Raw genomic sequence first — 16196 nt, forward strand, 5'->3', positions numbered from 1 at the left:
ACTGGATCTGCCGGACACCCACCGCGCTCCCCCGGACCCCCACCCCCCCCCCCCCGCCCGGCCCGCGATGACCCTCGGGGAGGGGGCGGGGGACGAGGGGCCGGACTCCCCGACCCCGAGGAGGACGAACACGTATGCGCAGAAGGACCCTCAACTCCGCGATAGGGGCGGTCACCGCCGTCGCCCTGTGCTCCGGCGCGTGGCTGCTGCACAACGGCGCCGGTCCGGGCCCGCCGCCGCAGCCGTCCGCCGCGCAGGCCGCTTCGGCGTCGGCGTCGGCGGGCACCGGCATCGGCCCCGCCCCCGCGTCGTCCGCGCTTCCCCCGTCGCCGCCCGACCGGATCCGGATCCCCTCCATCCGGGTCGACGCGCCGCTCATGGGGCTCGGCCTCACCCGCCAGGGCAGCCTCGACGTACCGCCGCCGAACAAGACGCATCTCGCGGGCTGGTACGAGTCGGGGACCACGCCCGGCGAGACCGGGACCGCCGTCGTGGCGGGGCACGTCGACAACGCCGATGGCCCTTCCGTCTTCTACGACCTGGGCGGCCTGACCAAGGGCCGCACCATCGAGGTCGAACGCAGGGACGGCAGCGTGGCGGTGTTCACCGTCGACGCGAACGAGGTCTACGCCGCGACGAACTTCCCCGACGAGAAGGTGTACGGCGCGGCGGACCGCCCCGAGCTGCGGGTCATCACCTGCGGCGGCACGTACTCGCGCAAGACCGGCTACGAGGGCAACGTGGTCGTCTTCGCCCATCTGACGGGCGTGCGCTGAGACTCCGGACGTGCGCCTGCGGCTAGGCGACCCACTGCTCGTACGCCATCTTGGCCACGAGCCCGAACACGGTGGTCAGCAGCACGACCCTGACGAAGCCGCTGCCCTTCTTCAGCGCTGTGCGCGCGCCGAACATGCCGCCCGCGAGGTTGAACACGGCCATCAGACCGGCCAGTTGCCACAGGACCGCGCCCTGCCAGGCGAACATCGCGAGGGCGCCCGCGTTGGTGCAGCAGTTGACGATCTTGGCGGTGGCGGAGGCCGCCACCAGGTCGAGGTGGAGCACGGCGGTGAGCGCGAGCACCAGGAAGGTGCCGGTGCCGGGGCCGATGAGCCCGTCGTAGAAGCCGATGCCGAGGCCCGCGAGGCCGATCGCGGCGAGGATCCTCTTGGGCGAGGCGGGCCGGGCGGCGGGCGCGGTGCCGAAGTCGGGCTTGAAGATGACGAAGGCGCCGACGGCGACAAGGACGACCATGATGACGGGCTTGAGCACCTCGGTGCTCATCCCCGCGGCGAAGACGGCGCCGCCCATCGACCCGGCGAGCGCGGCGAGCCCGATGCGCACGGCGGTCGGCACGTCGACGGGCGTCTTGCGTACGTACGTCACCGCGGCGCCGGTCGTGCCGACGATGGCGACGGCCTTGTTCGTCCCGAGGGCGTGCGCGGCCGGCGTCGACCCCGGAAGCCCGATCAGCAGCGCGGGCAGCAGAAGCAGCCCGCCGCCGCCGACCACCGCGTCGATCCAGCCGGCCGCGAGGGCGGCGATACAGAGGACGACGACGGTGGTCAGCGATATGTCGGGCATGATCGCGACCCTATGGAGCGTTGATCATTCGGTCTATGAAAACCGGGGAGAGTTGAGGGTCTTCAGAGGTTCGCGCGCCGTCGATCACCGGCTTCGCCGAGATCGTCCTCAAGCTCCCCCAAGCTCTTAAAGAGCAGGGGGGACCCCCTCGACAGGCTGAATACTCCCGATGCTTAACCCTCATTAAGCCCATCCTCAAGTCCGCCTTAAGGATCACGGATACCCCTCTGACCAGCCGCTTTCAGGCGCACCGCCCGCCTACGCTGCGGCCGTGACCACCGAGGCAGCCCATCCCCGACCCGCCGCGTGCCCCGCACTCCGCGTCAGCCCCGCCGCCCTCCGTGCGGGCATCGTCGGCGGTGCGGTCGCCGTCACCGCCCTGTGGGCCGCGCAGGCCGAGCCGTCGGCGCGGCTCGACGTGCTCTTCGCGACCGGCGCGCATCTGACCGGGCTGCTGGCCGGCTACGGGATCCTCGTGATGCTGTTCCTGATGGCCCGCGTCCCCGCCGTCGAGCACGGCGTCGGCGCCGACCGGCTCGCGCGGCGGCACGCGCTCGGCGGCCGCTACGTCCTCTCCCTCTGCCTGGGCCACGCGCTCCTCGCCCTGTGCGGATACGCCGCCCACGCCGACACCGACCTGGTCGACGCCACGCTCGACCTGCTCGGCTACCCGGGGCTCGCCCTCGCCGCCGTCGGCACCGCGCTGTTCGTGGCCGTCGGCGTGACGTCCGCGCGTGCGGTGCGCCGTCGCGTCCCGCACGAGACGTGGCGGGCCGTGCATCTGCTGACCCACATCGGCGCGGCGCTCGCCTTCGTGCACCAGCTCGCCGGGCCCGATGTGGCGGGCAGCGTCCTCACCGTGTGGGCCTGGTCGCTGCTTCACGCCGTCGTCGCGGTGCTCCTCGTCTGGTACCGCGTCGTCGTGCCGGTGCGGCAGGCGTTCCGGCACAGCCTGCGCGTCATCGGCGTACGCGACGAAGGTCCCGGGGTCGTCTCGGTCGTGATGCAGGGCATCGGGCTCGACGGGCTGCGGGCCGAGCCGGGGCAGTTCTTCCGGTGGCGCTTTCTGCGGCGCGGGCTGTGGCGCACCGCGCTGCCGTTCTCGCTCTCCGCGCCCGTGCGGGACGACACCCTGCGGATCACGGTGAAGGCGATCGGCGGCCACACCCGGCGGGTGCGGCGGCTCAGGCCGGGCACGCGGGTGCTCGCCACCGGGCCGTTCGGGGCGCTGACCGCTCATCGGCGTACGCGGCGGAAGGTGCTGCTGCTCGCGGGCGGGGTCGGCATCACGCCGATGCGGGCCCTCTTCGAGACGCTGCCCGGCGGGCCCGGGGACATCACGCTGCTCTACCGGGCGGGGAGCACGGAGCAGCTCGTGCTGCGGGACGAGCTGGAGGGCATCGCCCGGAGCCGGGGTGCCGGGCTGCACTATCTCCTCGGCCGTTCCGACGCGTCCTTCGATCCGCTCGCGCCACAGGCGCTGCGAAACCTGGTGCCGGACCTCGCCGAGCACGACGTCTATCTGTGCGGGCCGCCGGGGATGTCCGCGTCGGCGACGGCGGCGCTGGTGCGGGCCGGGGTCCCGGAGGAACGCATCCATGCCGAGTGCTTCGCCTTCTGAACCTTCTGAGCCTTCTGAGCCTTCTGAGCCACGCCACCGAGAGATCTGAGACATGGGACGTCACCGCAAACCCGCAGGCCCCGTCCAGGGCCCCACCCTGCAGTCGCGCCGCAGACTGGCGGCGGGCCTCGCCGGGGCGAGCGCCTTGGTTGCGACGGCGCTGACCCTGACCATCGCGCCCGCGGCGCCGCCTGCCCCCGACCGCGCCCCGCCGGGCGTACCGGCACCGCAGGCCGCCCCCTAGCCGCGCCCCTCACACCCCACCCCCACCCCCGCTGAGGGCAGCGTTCCCCCCGGGAAACAGTGAGGATGCGGACGGGTAACACCGCCCACGCACGCTGCCGTACATGACCTCATCAACCTCGAACGCACGTGTGGCGGTGATCGGCGCGGGCCTTGCCGGTGTTCGGCTCGCCCAGCGGCTCGGGGGTGCCGCCGTGCTCATCGGCGAGGAGACGCACGCGCCGTACAACCGGGTGCTGCTCGCCGATGTCCTCGCCGGCCGGTACGGACCGGAGGTCATCGGCCTGCCGGCCGCCCCCGGGGAGTTCCTGCGCACCCGTGCCGTCCGGGTCGACCGCGAGGACCGGCTCGTGCACTGCGCGGACGGCCGGGTCGTCCGGTACGAGACGCTCGTCCTCGCCACCGGCTCCAACCCGGTCCTGCCGCCCCTGCGCGGTCTCTTCGCGCCGGACGCCCGTGAGCTGCCGCGCGGTGTGCACCCCTTCCGGACCATGGACGACTGCCTCGCGCTCTCGGACGCGATACGTCCGGGCGTACGCGCCGTCGTCATCGGCGGCGGGCTGCTCGGTGTCTCCGCCGCCCGCGCGCTCGCCGTGCGCGGCGCCCAGGTCGTCCTCACCCAGCAGGGCGACCGGCTCATGGAGCGCCAGCTCGACCCGGCGGCATCGGAGCTCGTCCACCGGCACCTGACCGATCTCGGCGTCGAGGTGCACACCGAGTGCCGGGTGCGCGGCGTGCGGCAGGTCGACGGGGCCGTACGGTCGGTCGAGCTCGCCGACGGCTATCTGCTCGGCACCGACCTCACCGTGCTCGCCTGCGGTGTCCGCCCCCGCGTCGGCCTCGCCCAGGCCGCCGGGCTCGACGTGCGGCGCGGCATCGTGGTCGACGACGAGCTGCGCACGTCCGATCCGCACATCCGGGCCATCGGCGACTGCGCCGAGCACTCCGGCGAGGTGCGCTGCCTGGCGGCGCCCGCCCTCGAACAGGCCGATGCCCTGGCCGATTCCCTGCTCTCGCCGGACAGCGCGCGGCCGTACTCCGGTACCCGCGCCCTGACCCGGCTCACCCTGCACACCGGCCGTCCCGGCTCCGCTCCCCTGGACCTGGCGGCCTTCGGCGACCCCGAGCCCCGGCCCGACGACGACGTGGTGCAGCTCGCGGACGCGACCCGCGGCACCTACCGCAAGGTCGTCGTGCGGGGCGACCGGCTCGTCGGCGGGGTCCTGCTCGGCGAGCTCGGCACCGTCGGCGCGCTCGCCCGCGCATGGGAGTCCGACGACCCGCTGCCCGAGGACGACGGCAGCCCCTTGCTCCACCTGCTCACCCTTCCCCAAGCTCTCGACTGCGCTCGGGCAGGGGATACCCCATTCGGAGGCCTCTGACATGCCCACGGACACCCCCCGCCACAGCACCGCCCGGAGCACCATCGTGCTCGTCGGGCACGGCATGGTCGGCCAGCGCTTCCTGGAGGCCGCGGCCGCTCGCGGTCTGACCGACACGCACCGCGTGGTCGTCCTGTGCGAGGAGCCGCGCCCCGCCTACGACCGCGTACAGCTCACCTCGTACTTCTCGGGCCGCACGCCCGACGAACTCTCCCTCACGGACCCGGAGTTCATCGAGAAGCACGGCATCGAGCTGTACGTGGGCGACCCCGCCGAGTCCGTCGACCGGGACGCGAAGACCGTCACCGCGCGCTCCGGGCAGACCTTCGCCTACGACACGCTCGTCCTCGCCACCGGCTCCTTCCCCTTCGTGCCGCCGGTGCCGGGCAAGGACACGACGGGCTGTTTCGTCTACCGCACCATCGAGGACCTGCTGGCCATCGAGGAGTACGCGAAGACGTACGCGAAGACCGGTGCCGTGGTCGGCGGCGGCCTTCTCGGCCTGGAGGCGGCGGGCGCGCTGCGCGGGCTCGGACTCGACACGCACGTCGTGGAGTTCGCGCCGCGCCTGATGCCGGTGCAGGTCGACGAGGGCGGCGGCGCGGCACTCCTGCGCACCATCACCAACATGGGCCTGAGCGTGCACACGGGCGTCGGCACCCAGGAGATCGTCAGCACGGAGGGCGCCGTCAGCGGGATGAAGCTGTCGGACGGCAGTGAACTCGCCACCGACCTGGTGGTGTTCTCGGCGGGCGTCCGCCCCCGCGACCAACTCGCCCGTGACACCGGCCTGTCGGTGGGCGAGCGCGGCGGCATCACCGTCGACGAGCAGTGCCGCACCAGCGACCCGGACGTGTACGCGATCGGCGAGTGCGCGCAGGCCTCGGACGGCCGGGTCTACGGCCTGGTCGCGCCCGGCTACGAGATGGCCGACACGGCCGCCGCGGCGATCGCCGCCGAGGAGTCGAGCTTCACCGGCGCCGATCTCTCCACCAAGCTCAAGCTGCTCGGCGTGGACGTCGCCTCCTTCGGCGACGCGCACGGCACGGCCGAGGACTGCCTGGACGTCGTCTACTCCGACTCGCGCTCGGGAACGTACAAGAAGCTGGTCATCGGTCCGGGCGGCGAGCTGCTCGGCGGTGTCCTGGTCGGCGACGCTGAGGCGTACGGCGTCCTTCGGCCGCTGACCGGCAGTGTGCCGCCGGTCTCGCCGGAGCAGCTGGTCCTTCCCGCGGGCGCGGGCGGCCCGGTGTCGATCGGCCCGTCCTCGCTGCCGGACTCCGCGGTCATCTGCTCCTGCCACAACGTCACCAAGGGCACGATCCGCGGCGCCGTCACCGAGCACAGCTGCACGACCGTGCCCGAGGTCAAGAAGTGCACCAAGGCCGGTACGGGCTGCGGCAGTTGTGTGAAGGTGCTGGGCCAGCTGGTCAACGACGAGCTGGAGGCGTCGGGCGTCGAGGTCGACAAGGGGCTGTGCGGCTGCTTCGGCCAGACCCGCCAAGAGCTGTACGAGATCGTCCGCACCCTGGGCATCACCTCCTACCGGCAGCTCCTCGACGCCCACGGCCGCGAGGCGGCCCGCGGCACCGAGGGCTGCGAGACCTGCAAGCCGGCGGTCGGCTCGATCATCGCCTCGCTCGCCCCGACGATCGGCGCCGACGGCTACGTACTCGAAGGCGAGCAGGCCTCCCTCCAGGACACGAACGACCACTTCCTCGCCAACCTCCAGAAGAACGGCTCCTATTCGGTCGTCCCGCGCATCCCCGGCGGCGAGATCACCCCGGACAAGCTGATCGTGATCGGCGAGGTGGCACGGGACTTCGGGCTCTACACGAAGATCACCGGCGGCCAGCGCATCGACATGTTCGGCGCCCGCGTCGAACAACTCCCCATGATCTGGGCGCGGTTGGTGGACGCGGGCTTCGAGTCGGGTCACGCGTACGGCAAGTCGCTGCGGACGGTGAAGTCGTGCGTCGGGCAGACCTGGTGCCGCTACGGCGTGCAGGACTCGGTGCGGATGGCGATCGATCTGGAGCTGCGCTACCGGGGCCTGCGCTCCCCGCACAAGCTGAAGTCCGCCGTATCCGGCTGTGCGCGCGAGTGCGCCGAGGCGCAGTCCAAGGACTTCGGGGTGATCGCCACGTCGAGCGGCTGGAACCTGTACGTGGGCGGCAACGGCGGCGCGACCCCGCGCCACGCGGACCTGCTCGCGCAGGACCTGTCCGACGCCGAACTGGTGCGCCTCATCGACCGGTTCCTGATGTTCTACATCCGCACGGCGGACCGCCTTGAGCGCACCTCGACCTGGCTCGAGCGGATCGAGGGCGGCCTCGACCACGTACGCGATGTGGTCGTGCACGACTCGCTCGGCATCTGCTCCGAGCTCGAGGCCCTGATGGCCGACCATGTCGCGCACTACCGCGACGAGTGGTCCGAGACCATCAACGACCCCGAGCGGCTCGCCCGGTTCGTGTCCTTCGTGAACGCGCCGGACGTCCCGGACCCCACGGTGAGCTTCGTCCCCGAGCGGGACCAGATCAAGCCCGACCTGCCGCTGCTGAGCATCGGCTCCCGCCCTCGCGACCTGGAAGGTGCAGCATCCTGATGACTGTCCCGATGAGCGTTCAACTCCGCCTGGACGACGACTGGTTCGAGGTCTGCGACCGCGCACGGCTGCAGCCGGGCCGGGGCATCGCCGCCCTGCTCCCCGACGGCCGCCAGGCCGCACTCTTCATCGACCGCGCGGGCCGCGCGTACGCGATCGACAACCGCGACCCGTTCACCGGCGCGGCGGTGCTCTCGCGCGGGCTGCTCGGCGCGGCGGGCGGACGCCCGTTCGTCGCGTCGCCGCTCCTGAAGCAGCGCTTCGACCTGGAGACGGGCCGGTGCCTGGACGACGACTCGGTGACGGTGGAGACGCATACGGTGCGGCTTGCCTGACTCGCTCGACGGGGTTACTTGACCGCCCGTTCCAGTAACGCCTACTCTTCCCTCGTGGCCAGGACCAAGGAATTCGATCCGGACGCCGCGCTCCAGTCGGCCCTAGAGCTGTTCTGGCGGCGCGGCTACGAGGCGACGTCGATGGCCGACCTCGTCGAGGCGCTCGGCATCGGGCGCGCCAGCATCTACGCCACGTTCGGCAACAAGCACGAGCTGTACATGAAGGCGCTCGACCGGTACGCCCAGTTCCAGAACCCCCTTCTGCTCGCCGAGCTCTCGCAGCCGGGGCCCGCACTGCCCGCCGTACGCGCGGTGGTGCGCCGCTTCGGGAGCGAGTCCGCCTCCGATGACGCCCGCCTGAACGGCTGTTTCATCACCAATACGGCGGCCGAGCTCGGACCGCACGACGCGGCGGCCGCCCGCTGCGTCGAGCGCAGCTGGGAGCACATCGAGACGCTGCTGCACTCGGCGCTCGTCCGCGCACAGGCGCAGGGCGAGCTTCCGGAGGACCGCGATCCGCTCGCCCTCGCGCGCATGCTGCTGACCCTGATGCAGGGGCTGCGCGTGGTCGGCAAGGCGTCGCAGGATCCGGCGCGGGTGCGGGACGCGGCGGAGCAGGCACTGAGCCTGCTCGACTGAATGCCCGACTGAAATTCCGGCTCACCCCTTGATCCTCTTTTTCATGCCCTCATACTGAACCGATCGTTCAAGAAAAGAGCTCTGTCATGACTTCAGGACCGCGCACCCGCTTCACCGGCCGCACCGCCCTCGTCACCGGCGGCGGCTCCGGCCTCGGCCGGGCCATCGCGCTCGCCTTGGCCGCGGAGGGTGCGAACGTCGTCGTCGCCGGGCGCACGGAGGGCCCGCTCAAGGAGACCGTGGGGCTCATCGAGGAGGCCGGCGGCAGCGCGCTCGCCGTCACCGCCGACGTGACCCGGAGCGCGGATCTCGCGACCCTCGTCTCCACCACGGTCGAGCGGTTCGGCTCGCTCGACGTGGCCGTCAACAACGCCGGCGTCCTGCGTGCGGGGCAGCCGGTCGCCGATCTGCCCGAGGACGACTGGCGGACGCTGCTCGACATCAATGTCACCGGGGTGTTCCTCGCACTGCGGGCCGAGGTGAAGCAGATGCGGACCCAGCCGGGCGGCGGGGCGATCGTGAACATCGCGTCGGTCCTGGGCACCCACACCCGCCGTCCGGGCACTACGGCGTACGCCACCACCAAGGCGGCCGTCTCCATCCTGACCAAGGGCGCCGCGGCCGAGCACATCCAGGACGGGGTACGGATCAACGCCGTGAGCCCCGGCTCGTCGGACACCAGCATGTCGCTGCTTCCGGGCGAGAGCGGGGCCGAGCGCACGGAGCGGATGAAGAACGCGACGCCGCTGGGCCGGGTGTCCACGACCGCGGAGGTCGCCGCGGCCGTGCTGTACCTCGCCTCGGACGACGCGGCGTCGGTGGTCGGGGCGGACCTGGTGATCGATGGGGGTGCGGCCGCCTGAGGCATCCCTCTGTCGCCGACGGCACGCTTCCCCTTACCTCAAGCAAGACTTCCACTTACTCTCAAGTAAGAACAGTCGTGCACTCAAGCAGAGGGAGCCGCGCCATGGCGGGCTGGAACGCGAGCGACATCCCCGACCAGAGCGGCCGCACGGCCGTGGTCACCGGAGCCAACAGCGGCATCGGCTATGTCACGGCACGCGAACTCGCCCGCCGTGGCGCGCGCGTGGTCCTCGCCTGCCGCAGCGAGGAGCGCGGGTCGCGGGCGCTGGCCCGGCTGCGTTCCGAAATACCGGGCGCGAAGGCAGAGTTCAGGAGACTCGACCTCGGCGATCTGGGCTCCGTACGGGAGTTCGCGGCGTCGTACGAGAGTGAGACGCAGGGCGGTCTCGATCTGCTCATCAACAACGCGGGGGTGATGGCGCTCCCGTACCGGCAGACGGTGGACGGCTTCGAGACGCAGTTCGGCGTCAATCACCTGGGCCACTTCGCGCTCACGGGACTGCTCCTGCCGCTGCTCCTGCGGACGCCGGGCGCGCGGATCGTCACGGTGTCCAGCGGCATGCACGCCGTGGCGAACATCGACATCGACGATCTCAACAGCGAGCGGAACTACCGGCGTTGGATCGCCTACGGCCGCTCCAAGACGGCGAACCTGCTCTTCGTCCACGAACTGGCGCGGCGCCTCGCGGCCGCCGGCTCCGATGTGGTGGCCGCGGCGGCGCATCCCGGCTACGCGTCGACGAACCTCCAGGCGGCCGCACCCCGGATGGAGGGCCGCAAGGCGGCCGAGCGCTTCATGCGGATCGGCAACGGCCTGGTCGCGCAGTCGGCCGACGCGGGCGCGCTGCCCACGCTGTTCGCGGCCACGGCACCGGGAGTGCGGCCGGATTCCTTCACCGGGCCGAGGCTCCTGGGGTGGCGCGGGGCGCCTGCGAGGTCCTGGCGGGCAGGGTGGACGCGGGACGATGTGGGCGCGGGGCGGCTGTGGGAGGCGTCGGAGGGGTTGACCGGGGTCGAGTACGGGGAGCTGAAGGGTTAACCAGGCCCTCCCGCCCCGCCCGCTAACTCCCCTGCTCAAGAAGGGACTTCAGCGCGGCAAGGCGGTCCTTCCAGAAGGACTTGTACGCCGCGACCTCCGCCGCGTCCCGCAGCTTCTCGTGGCCGACCCCCACCACCGTCTTCCCCGGCGCCTTCACCGTGAGCGTCACGGAGATGCGCCCGGCGCCCCCGCCGTCCGCGTCCTTGAAGTCGGCGGTCACCGACTTGGCGGGGCGCTGCGTGCGCACGGTGAAGTCGACGTCCGGCAGCCACCGCGCCCGCAGGCCTTCGTCGGTGAACGCCTCGATCACCCGCGCCGCCGTGGCGTCGATCGTCTTGCTGCCGCTGGTCCGCCACTCGCCCGTGCTGCTCTGGCCGACCTCGCGAAGACCGCGCTCCTGTTCGTAGCCGACGGCCACGGACTGGGCGTACCAGCCGTCGACGCCGTGGTCCTCGCGGACGTGGCGGGCGATCTCGGTGTGGTTGCGGGACGTGCCGTCCCAGGCGTCGAGCAGGGCGAACCACTGCGGCCAGTCCCTGCCGGTCGCCTCGCGCAGCGCCTCGTCCGACAACTTCTCGGTGATCTTCTTGCCCGCGCTTCCGGTGAACTTCTTGCCCGCACCCGCATGGCTCGCGCTTCCGCTCATGGCGCCGACGCTAGGACCGGCGCCGCCCCGCTGCAAGACGGAACCGCAGTCGGCAGATGACCGCGTCCGTGTCGCGGCGCACCGCGTGCGCGAGGACCGAGCCGCGCTGGTTCTGCAGCAGCCGCTGCCAGACATGGGCGGGCTCCACCTCGGGGATCAGGACGGTGACTCGGGTGGTGGGGTGGTACGTGTAAATCCTCCGTACGTACGCCGACACCGGCCGCCCGACGGTGCGCGTCTGCGAGGGCAGCTCCACCAGGTCGACACCCGGGTTCCACAGCTCCCAGTCGCGGCGCAGCGCCTCGGCGGCGCGCCGGTCCTCGGGGTCGGCATGGGTGACGGTGACGGCGCGGACCTCGTCGCCGAGCGAGACGGCGGCGCCCAGCGCCTCGCAGGTGAGGCGGGAGAGGTTCGACACGGGGACGATGACCAGGGAGTGGTCGCGGTGCGGAGGCTCCGGGACGCGCCCCAGACCCAGGTCGTCGCCGATCCTGAGATAGGCGCGGTGCACGGCCTCGAAGCAGAGCACGATCGCCGGAAGCGCGAGCACGATCAGCCAGGCGCCCTCGGTGAACTTGGTGGCCGTGACGACCACCGCCGAGATGCCGGTGAGCACCGCCCCGAAGCCGTTGAGCAGGGCCTTCGCGGGCTTGCCCGCCTTGTGCCAGTGGAGCACCATGCCGGTCTGGCAGAGCGTGAAGCCGACGAACACGCCGATCGCGAAGAGCGGCACGAGGGTGTTGGTGTCGCCGCCGGAGAAGACGAGCAGCGCGGCCGACACCAGCGCGAGCGCGAGGACGCCGTGCCGGTGGACCTGGCGGTCGGCCTTCAGCGCGAAGACATGCGGGAGATAGTTGTCCCGGGCGAGCAGGCTCATCAGGACGGGCAGGCCGCCGAAGGACGTGTTGGCGGAGAGGGCCAGCAGGATCATCGTCGCGAACTGCACGACGTAGAAAGCCCAGTTGTGGCCGAGTGAGGCGTCCGCGAGCTGGGCGAGGACGGTGACACCCTCGACCGGCTGCAGACCGAAGCGGGAGATCAGCACGGACAGGCCGATCAGCATCACGCCGAGCAGCGCGCCGAGCGCGACCTCCGCGTGCTGGGCGCGCTTGACGCGCGGGGCGCGGAAGGAGGGCACGGCGTTGGCGATCGCCTCGACGCCCGTGAGCGCGGAGCAGCCCGAGGCGAACGCCTTGAGCAGGAGCAGCGCGCCGACCGTGGTGGCGTTGTCGGCGAGGACGGAGGCGTGGCCATCGGCGGCGGCCGTGCTGACCGGGCCGTCCCGGAAGAGCCCGACGACGACCATCGCGAGTATCGCGCCGACGAAGATCGCGGTCGGCGCGATGAAGACCTTCGCCGAGTCGACGATGCCGCGCAGATTGACGCCCGTGACGACGACGAGCACCGCCAGACAGATCCACACCCGGTCGCCGTACAGCTCGGGGAAGGCGGAGGTGAGCGCGGCGACGCCCGCGGTGACGGCGACGGCGACATTGAGTACGTAGTCGAGGACGAGCGAGGCCGCTGCGACAAGCCCGGCCCGGCGCCCCAGGTGGGTCTTGGCGGCGGCATAGCTGCCGCCTCCGTCGGGGAAGGCGGCGATGACCTGGCGGTAGGAGGCGACGAGCACGGCGAGCAGGGCGGCGATGCCGAGCGTCACCGGGAGGGTGAAGCCGAGGCCGTAGCCGCCTGCCGCGGCGAGGACCAGGACGATGGCCTCGGGGCCGTACGCGACGGAGGCCATGGCGTCGAGGGAGAGCGCGGCGAGCCCCTGAACGGCGGTCAGCCGATGGCGGTCCGCACGGGCCGCCGCCGCTGCGTCGGTATCCGGGGGTTCCTCGACGGCGACGGCGACGGGGCTGCTGCCGCTGTCCGGCGACTCGGACACGGTGGTCATGGGCGTACCTCCAGGCAGGGGTGGTGAAGGAATGCCCAGCGTCAGGGCGCACGGCACGCCCCGCGCGCCGTCTTGGTGACTCCCTTGCGCGCCGGGCCGGGATCTTCACGCGTCCTTGACGGGGGTCGCGCGGGGGTCGCGCGGGGATCTCTCGGCGTCGCGCGGGCCACGGCGTTGCATCAGCGGTACGTCAAGGAGTACGGCGGCGGAGTAAGCGGCCCGTCAACACCGCTGACGCGACGTGGTGCCGGGCCTACGGTGCCGCACATGGGACATGACAGGACGACACGGGGCAGGGTGCTCGGCAGGGGCGTGGAGGCGGGGGAGGGCGCCGCGGAGGACACCGTGTCCGACCGGCGCTGGGCGGGCGACGTACGGGCCGCGGCCTTCTGCGCCCTCACCCTCTTCCTCCTGGTCACGCTCGTCGACCTGGCCAACGGCACGCTGGACGCGGTGCGGGCCGGGCTGTGGGCGGCGCTTTCGGCGCTCCTGTACGTCATCCTGCATCCGGTGCGGGTGACGGCGGGCCCGGGGTGGCTGGCCGTCCGCGGACTGCTGCGCGGCCGTCACGTGTGTACGGGCCTGCTGACCGCGGTGCGGCACGAGCCGGGGGTCGCGGCGCGCCTGGTCCTGAGCGACTCCCTGGGCAACCGTGTGGAGCTCGACCCCCAGGTGCTCGCGGAGAACCCGTTGCTGCTGCACCGCCTGGACGCGGGGGCGCGGGATGCGAAGCAGCGGGGGCTGCTGCGGACAGGCGCCGAGGTGCTCGGCGGCCTGTCCGCCCGCCTGGACGCGGAGGGGGCGCGGGGGGTCTTCGAGGCGTCGGACCTGCGGTAGGCATTCTTCAGCCCGTCCGGCGATTGAGGACGAACTCGGCGGAGCCGGTGATCTACGGCCACCACGCGGCCGGAAGTGATTCGGGTAGGGGCGGGATTGGGGAAAGAGCCCCGCAGGGCCTACGGCCTACCCCCGCACCTCGAACCGGTACAACGAATACCCGTACTCCGTCTGCCGCTTCACCCCCTGCATCCGCACAAACCGCGCCGCGACCGACGGCAGGTCGACCACGTCGACCCCCGCCTCCTCCCGCCCCCGCCGCTCAGCCACGGTCCGCCACCCCGACGACTCCCCATCGGCCGAGACCTGCACGTCATAGTCCCGCCCGGCAGCCGCCTCCCAGTCGAGAAGCACCCGCCGCACACTCCGCTCCTCCCCGAGATCGACGGCGATCCACTCACCATCGGTGTACTTCGAGGCCCACCGAGTCCCCGCATCCCCATCGACCGCGTTCTCCGCCCCCAGCGAGGCCGTCTCCGCGGAAGAAGCCGTCGCCTTCCGCCCCCGAGCCAGATCAGGGACGTCAAAGACCTGCACGGACCACAGCACCCACCGCACCCGTCCGCTCTCCCGCCCCCGCACCCGGACGTACCGCGCCGCCACACCCCCGAACTCCAGCTCGTCCCAGCCGGCCCGCTCAAGCCCCCGCCGGGAGGCGACCTTCTGCCACGCGCTCCCGTCGTCCGAAACCTCGACGTCGTACGAACGGCCGTGCTCCCGCCCCCAGTCCAACCGCACCCGCCCCACGTGCCGCACCTCTCCGAGGTCGACCCGCACCCACGGTCCCCCCGCCTCGGTAGCACTGGTCCAGCAGGTGACGTGGCTGCCGTCGGACATGTACGACGCATGCGCACCCGACGACGCGGTCGCGGCCGCACCGAAGGCGAGCTCGTCGGGATCGGCCAGTGTCGGGGTCACGGTGGAGAGCCCGGGGCCCCGCGCCCCGCGCCGCAGCAGCGCGGTGAACTCCCCGTAGTCGAGGCTCTGTTCGCCGCCGCTCCACATCTTCTGGGCAAGGGTGCCGTACGTCTTCTCGATGAGGCCGTGCACGTCCTGCTGGGTATACGTGGCATGCACGAGGTCGTTCCACACGGCGGACATGGCACCCCGCAGCTGCGGATCGCCGGGGTCCAGACTCTCGCTCCCCGGGAAGACGTGCGGCTCCCAACTGTCGTACAAATAGCGGCCGTCGAGCCCGTGCCCGTGGTAGTAGTCGGCGAACGGCACCACGTACAACAGCGCATCATTCGTGTTCACGATCTCGTAGCCGTCGGCCTTGGCGGCCTGCGGCCCGTACCAGCCGTTGTTCCAGCTGTGGACGGTGACGTCACGGTCGTACCCGTCCGCCGAACCGGCCATCTCGGTCAGGCTCCCCCAGGCACGCGGATGCTTGCCGAGGCTGCGCAGATGCTCCGCCATGTCGTTGAAGTACGCGCGGTACTGGGCTTCGGGTCCGGTGTACTCGTCGGCCCCGTAGTGCACTTCGGGACTGCGGAACCACGGCACGAACTCCTCGAAGACCGCCTTCATAAAGGCTGTGGTCTCGGGCTTGGCGAGGTCGAGGTGGTCGGAGTTGCCGCCGTCGAGCCCGAGCGAGGGCCGGAAGCGTACGAAGGAACGCGAGTGGGCCGGGGCGTCGATCTCCGGCGTGAGCTGCACGGCGTGCAGGGCGGCCGTGTCCTCGAAGGAGTCCCAGTCGGCACGCGAGTACGACCCGTCGGGCGCCGCGAGCCCCTCCCACTCGGCAGCGTCGCTCCGCAGCCGGAAGGCGTCGTAGGCCTTGCTCCAGTCGCCGCCCGGGGCCTTGATCTCGTTGTCGTTGAGATGGAGCTGAAGATCATTGAGCTTGAACCACCCCATGACGCGCAGGTAGTCCCGCACGAATCCGGGCGTGAAGAAGCGCCGCCCGACATCCAGCATGAAGCCGCGCAGACGGTAGTTGGGCCAGTCCTGCGCGGTCCCGACGGGCACGCGGGAGCGCTGCTCGTCATGGAGAAGGATCTGCAGGAGGGAGCGGGTGCCGTAGTAGACACCGCTGTAGGCGGGCGCGGTAATGGTGACGGCATCGGCCCTGACCGCGAGTTCATACCCCTCGCGGGCGTAGAGGTCGCCGCCCTTGGCGTGCCGGGCGGCCGCATCGAGGCGCAACAGGATCTCGCCGTCGGCGGCACGTGAGCGGCGGACGGCGCGGGGCGCGGCGAGCTTCAGCCCTGTGATGTCGGCGATGTCCCGCGTCAACTGCTGCGCCAGGACGAGAAGTTGACCGGCATCCTCAGCGGAGACGACGACCCGAGACTCCGGGGTGAGCCGGTGGGCGCCGTCACCGCCGGCCCATTCCTGGAGGGCGGGAATGACGGTCGGGCGGGCATTGCCCCGACTCGCGGCACCGGCAGAGGGCGCTCCCGCGCCCCCCGCGGGGTCCCGGGGGGACCGGAGGGGGGCCGCCGCCCCCCCCCCGCCCGGGGGCGGGCGGGGGGTGGGGGCCGGGGGGGTGGGGCTGGGAG

At 72.0% G+C, this 16196-nt stretch carries 14 protein-coding genes; 10 read left to right on the forward strand and 4 right to left on the reverse strand.

Annotated features, from left to right (window positions below; translation table 11 throughout):
* Window positions 1–134: 134 nt before the first annotated feature.
* Window positions 135–776 (forward strand): class F sortase, encoded by a 642-nt coding sequence (locus ACFWY6_RS33950; protein WP_384698762.1) that lies wholly within the window; start codon window positions 135–137, stop codon window positions 774–776.
* Window positions 777–798: 22 nt separating this feature from the next.
* Here the strand turns inward: ACFWY6_RS33950 and ACFWY6_RS33955 are convergent, their stop codons facing one another.
* Window positions 799–1581, reverse strand: coding sequence for a TSUP family transporter (locus ACFWY6_RS33955; protein WP_266867294.1), 783 nt, complete (start codon window positions 1579–1581; stop codon window positions 799–801).
* Window positions 1582–1852: 271 nt separating this feature from the next.
* Here ACFWY6_RS33955 and ACFWY6_RS33960 point away from each other — a divergent pair, with 271 nt between their 5' ends.
* The 8 genes from ACFWY6_RS33960 (at window position 1853) to ACFWY6_RS33995 (ending at window position 10312) form a co-directional block, all read left to right on the forward strand.
* Window positions 1853–3202, forward strand: a complete 1350-nt coding sequence (locus tag ACFWY6_RS33960) for a ferric reductase-like transmembrane domain-containing protein (protein WP_384698766.1) — start codon at window positions 1853–1855, stop codon at window positions 3200–3202.
* A 52-nt stretch (window positions 3203–3254) separates the two neighbouring features.
* Window positions 3255–3446, forward strand: coding sequence for a hypothetical protein (locus tag ACFWY6_RS33965; protein WP_384698770.1), 192 nt, complete (start codon window positions 3255–3257; stop codon window positions 3444–3446).
* A 103-nt stretch (window positions 3447–3549) separates the two neighbouring features.
* Window positions 3550–4827: an NAD(P)/FAD-dependent oxidoreductase gene (locus tag ACFWY6_RS33970; protein WP_384698773.1), complete on the forward strand. Its 1278-nt coding sequence runs from the start codon at window positions 3550–3552 to the stop codon at window positions 4825–4827.
* A gap of 1 nt (window position 4828) precedes the next feature.
* On the forward strand, window positions 4829–7435 hold the full coding sequence (nirB, locus tag ACFWY6_RS33975) for a nitrite reductase large subunit NirB (protein WP_384698776.1): 2607 nt from the start codon (window positions 4829–4831) through the stop codon (window positions 7433–7435).
* Complete coding sequence (gene nirD / locus ACFWY6_RS33980) at window positions 7435–7770, forward strand: nitrite reductase small subunit NirD (RefSeq protein ID WP_384698779.1); 336 nt, start codon at window positions 7435–7437, stop codon at window positions 7768–7770. The genes nirB and nirD overlap by 1 nt, the downstream gene beginning before the upstream one ends.
* A 54-nt stretch (window positions 7771–7824) precedes the next feature.
* Window positions 7825–8409: a TetR/AcrR family transcriptional regulator gene (locus tag ACFWY6_RS33985; protein ID WP_384698782.1), complete on the forward strand. Its 585-nt coding sequence runs from the start codon at window positions 7825–7827 to the stop codon at window positions 8407–8409.
* A gap of 86 nt (window positions 8410–8495) precedes the next feature.
* On the forward strand, window positions 8496–9272 hold the full coding sequence (locus ACFWY6_RS33990) for an SDR family NAD(P)-dependent oxidoreductase (RefSeq protein WP_384698785.1): 777 nt from the start codon (window positions 8496–8498) through the stop codon (window positions 9270–9272).
* Window positions 9273–9376: 104 nt separating this feature from the next.
* Window positions 9377–10312, forward strand: coding sequence for an oxidoreductase (locus tag ACFWY6_RS33995; RefSeq protein WP_384698788.1), 936 nt, complete (start codon window positions 9377–9379; stop codon window positions 10310–10312).
* Window positions 10313–10334: 22 nt separating this feature from the next.
* Here the strand turns inward: ACFWY6_RS33995 and ACFWY6_RS34000 are convergent, their stop codons facing one another.
* Together ACFWY6_RS34000 and ACFWY6_RS34005 are read right to left on the reverse strand one after the other, a co-directional pair.
* On the reverse strand, window positions 10335–10958 hold the full coding sequence (locus ACFWY6_RS34000; protein ID WP_384698791.1) for a hypothetical protein: 624 nt from the start codon (window positions 10956–10958) through the stop codon (window positions 10335–10337).
* A gap of 10 nt (window positions 10959–10968) precedes the next feature.
* Complete coding sequence (locus ACFWY6_RS34005) at window positions 10969–12855, reverse strand: APC family permease (RefSeq protein ID WP_384698793.1); 1887 nt, start codon at window positions 12853–12855, stop codon at window positions 10969–10971.
* 267 nt (window positions 12856–13122) lie between these two features.
* Between ACFWY6_RS34005 and ACFWY6_RS34010 the strand changes: the two genes are divergently transcribed.
* Window positions 13123–13692, forward strand: a complete 570-nt coding sequence (locus tag ACFWY6_RS34010; RefSeq protein WP_384698797.1) for a hypothetical protein — start codon at window positions 13123–13125, stop codon at window positions 13690–13692.
* A 126-nt stretch (window positions 13693–13818) separates the two neighbouring features.
* Here the strand turns inward: ACFWY6_RS34010 and ACFWY6_RS34015 are convergent.
* On the reverse strand, window positions 13819–16196 hold a 2378-nt coding region (locus tag ACFWY6_RS34015; RefSeq protein ID WP_384698800.1), incomplete at its 5' end, for a discoidin domain-containing protein.

This window comes from Streptomyces sp. NPDC059037 (assembly GCF_042740015.1).
GTDB lineage: Bacteria > Actinomycetota > Actinomycetes > Streptomycetales > Streptomycetaceae > Streptomyces.

What these genes read in the sequence shown, in the direction of transcription:
- ACFWY6_RS33950 (WP_384698762.1), top strand. Translation starts at nt 135, where the DNA reads ATGCGCAGAAGGACCCTCAACTCCGCGATAGGGGCGGTCACCGCCGTC.
- ACFWY6_RS33955 (WP_266867294.1), bottom strand. Translation starts at nt 1,581, where the DNA reads ATGCCCGACATATCGCTGACCACCGTCGTCGTCCTCTGTATCGCCGCC.
- ACFWY6_RS33965 (WP_384698770.1), top strand. Translation starts at nt 3,255, where the DNA reads ATGGGACGTCACCGCAAACCCGCAGGCCCCGTCCAGGGCCCCACCCTG.
- ACFWY6_RS33970 (WP_384698773.1), top strand. Translation starts at nt 3,550, where the DNA reads ATGACCTCATCAACCTCGAACGCACGTGTGGCGGTGATCGGCGCGGGC.
- nirB (WP_384698776.1), top strand. Translation starts at nt 4,829, where the DNA reads ATGCCCACGGACACCCCCCGCCACAGCACCGCCCGGAGCACCATCGTG.
- nirD (WP_384698779.1), top strand. Translation starts at nt 7,435, where the DNA reads ATGACTGTCCCGATGAGCGTTCAACTCCGCCTGGACGACGACTGGTTC.
- ACFWY6_RS33990 (WP_384698785.1), top strand. Translation starts at nt 8,496, where the DNA reads ATGACTTCAGGACCGCGCACCCGCTTCACCGGCCGCACCGCCCTCGTC.
- ACFWY6_RS33995 (WP_384698788.1), top strand. Translation starts at nt 9,377, where the DNA reads ATGGCGGGCTGGAACGCGAGCGACATCCCCGACCAGAGCGGCCGCACG.
- ACFWY6_RS34000 (WP_384698791.1), bottom strand. Translation starts at nt 10,958, where the DNA reads ATGAGCGGAAGCGCGAGCCATGCGGGTGCGGGCAAGAAGTTCACCGGA.
- ACFWY6_RS34005 (WP_384698793.1), bottom strand. Translation starts at nt 12,855, where the DNA reads ATGACCACCGTGTCCGAGTCGCCGGACAGCGGCAGCAGCCCCGTCGCC.
- ACFWY6_RS34010 (WP_384698797.1), top strand. Translation starts at nt 13,123, where the DNA reads ATGGGACATGACAGGACGACACGGGGCAGGGTGCTCGGCAGGGGCGTG.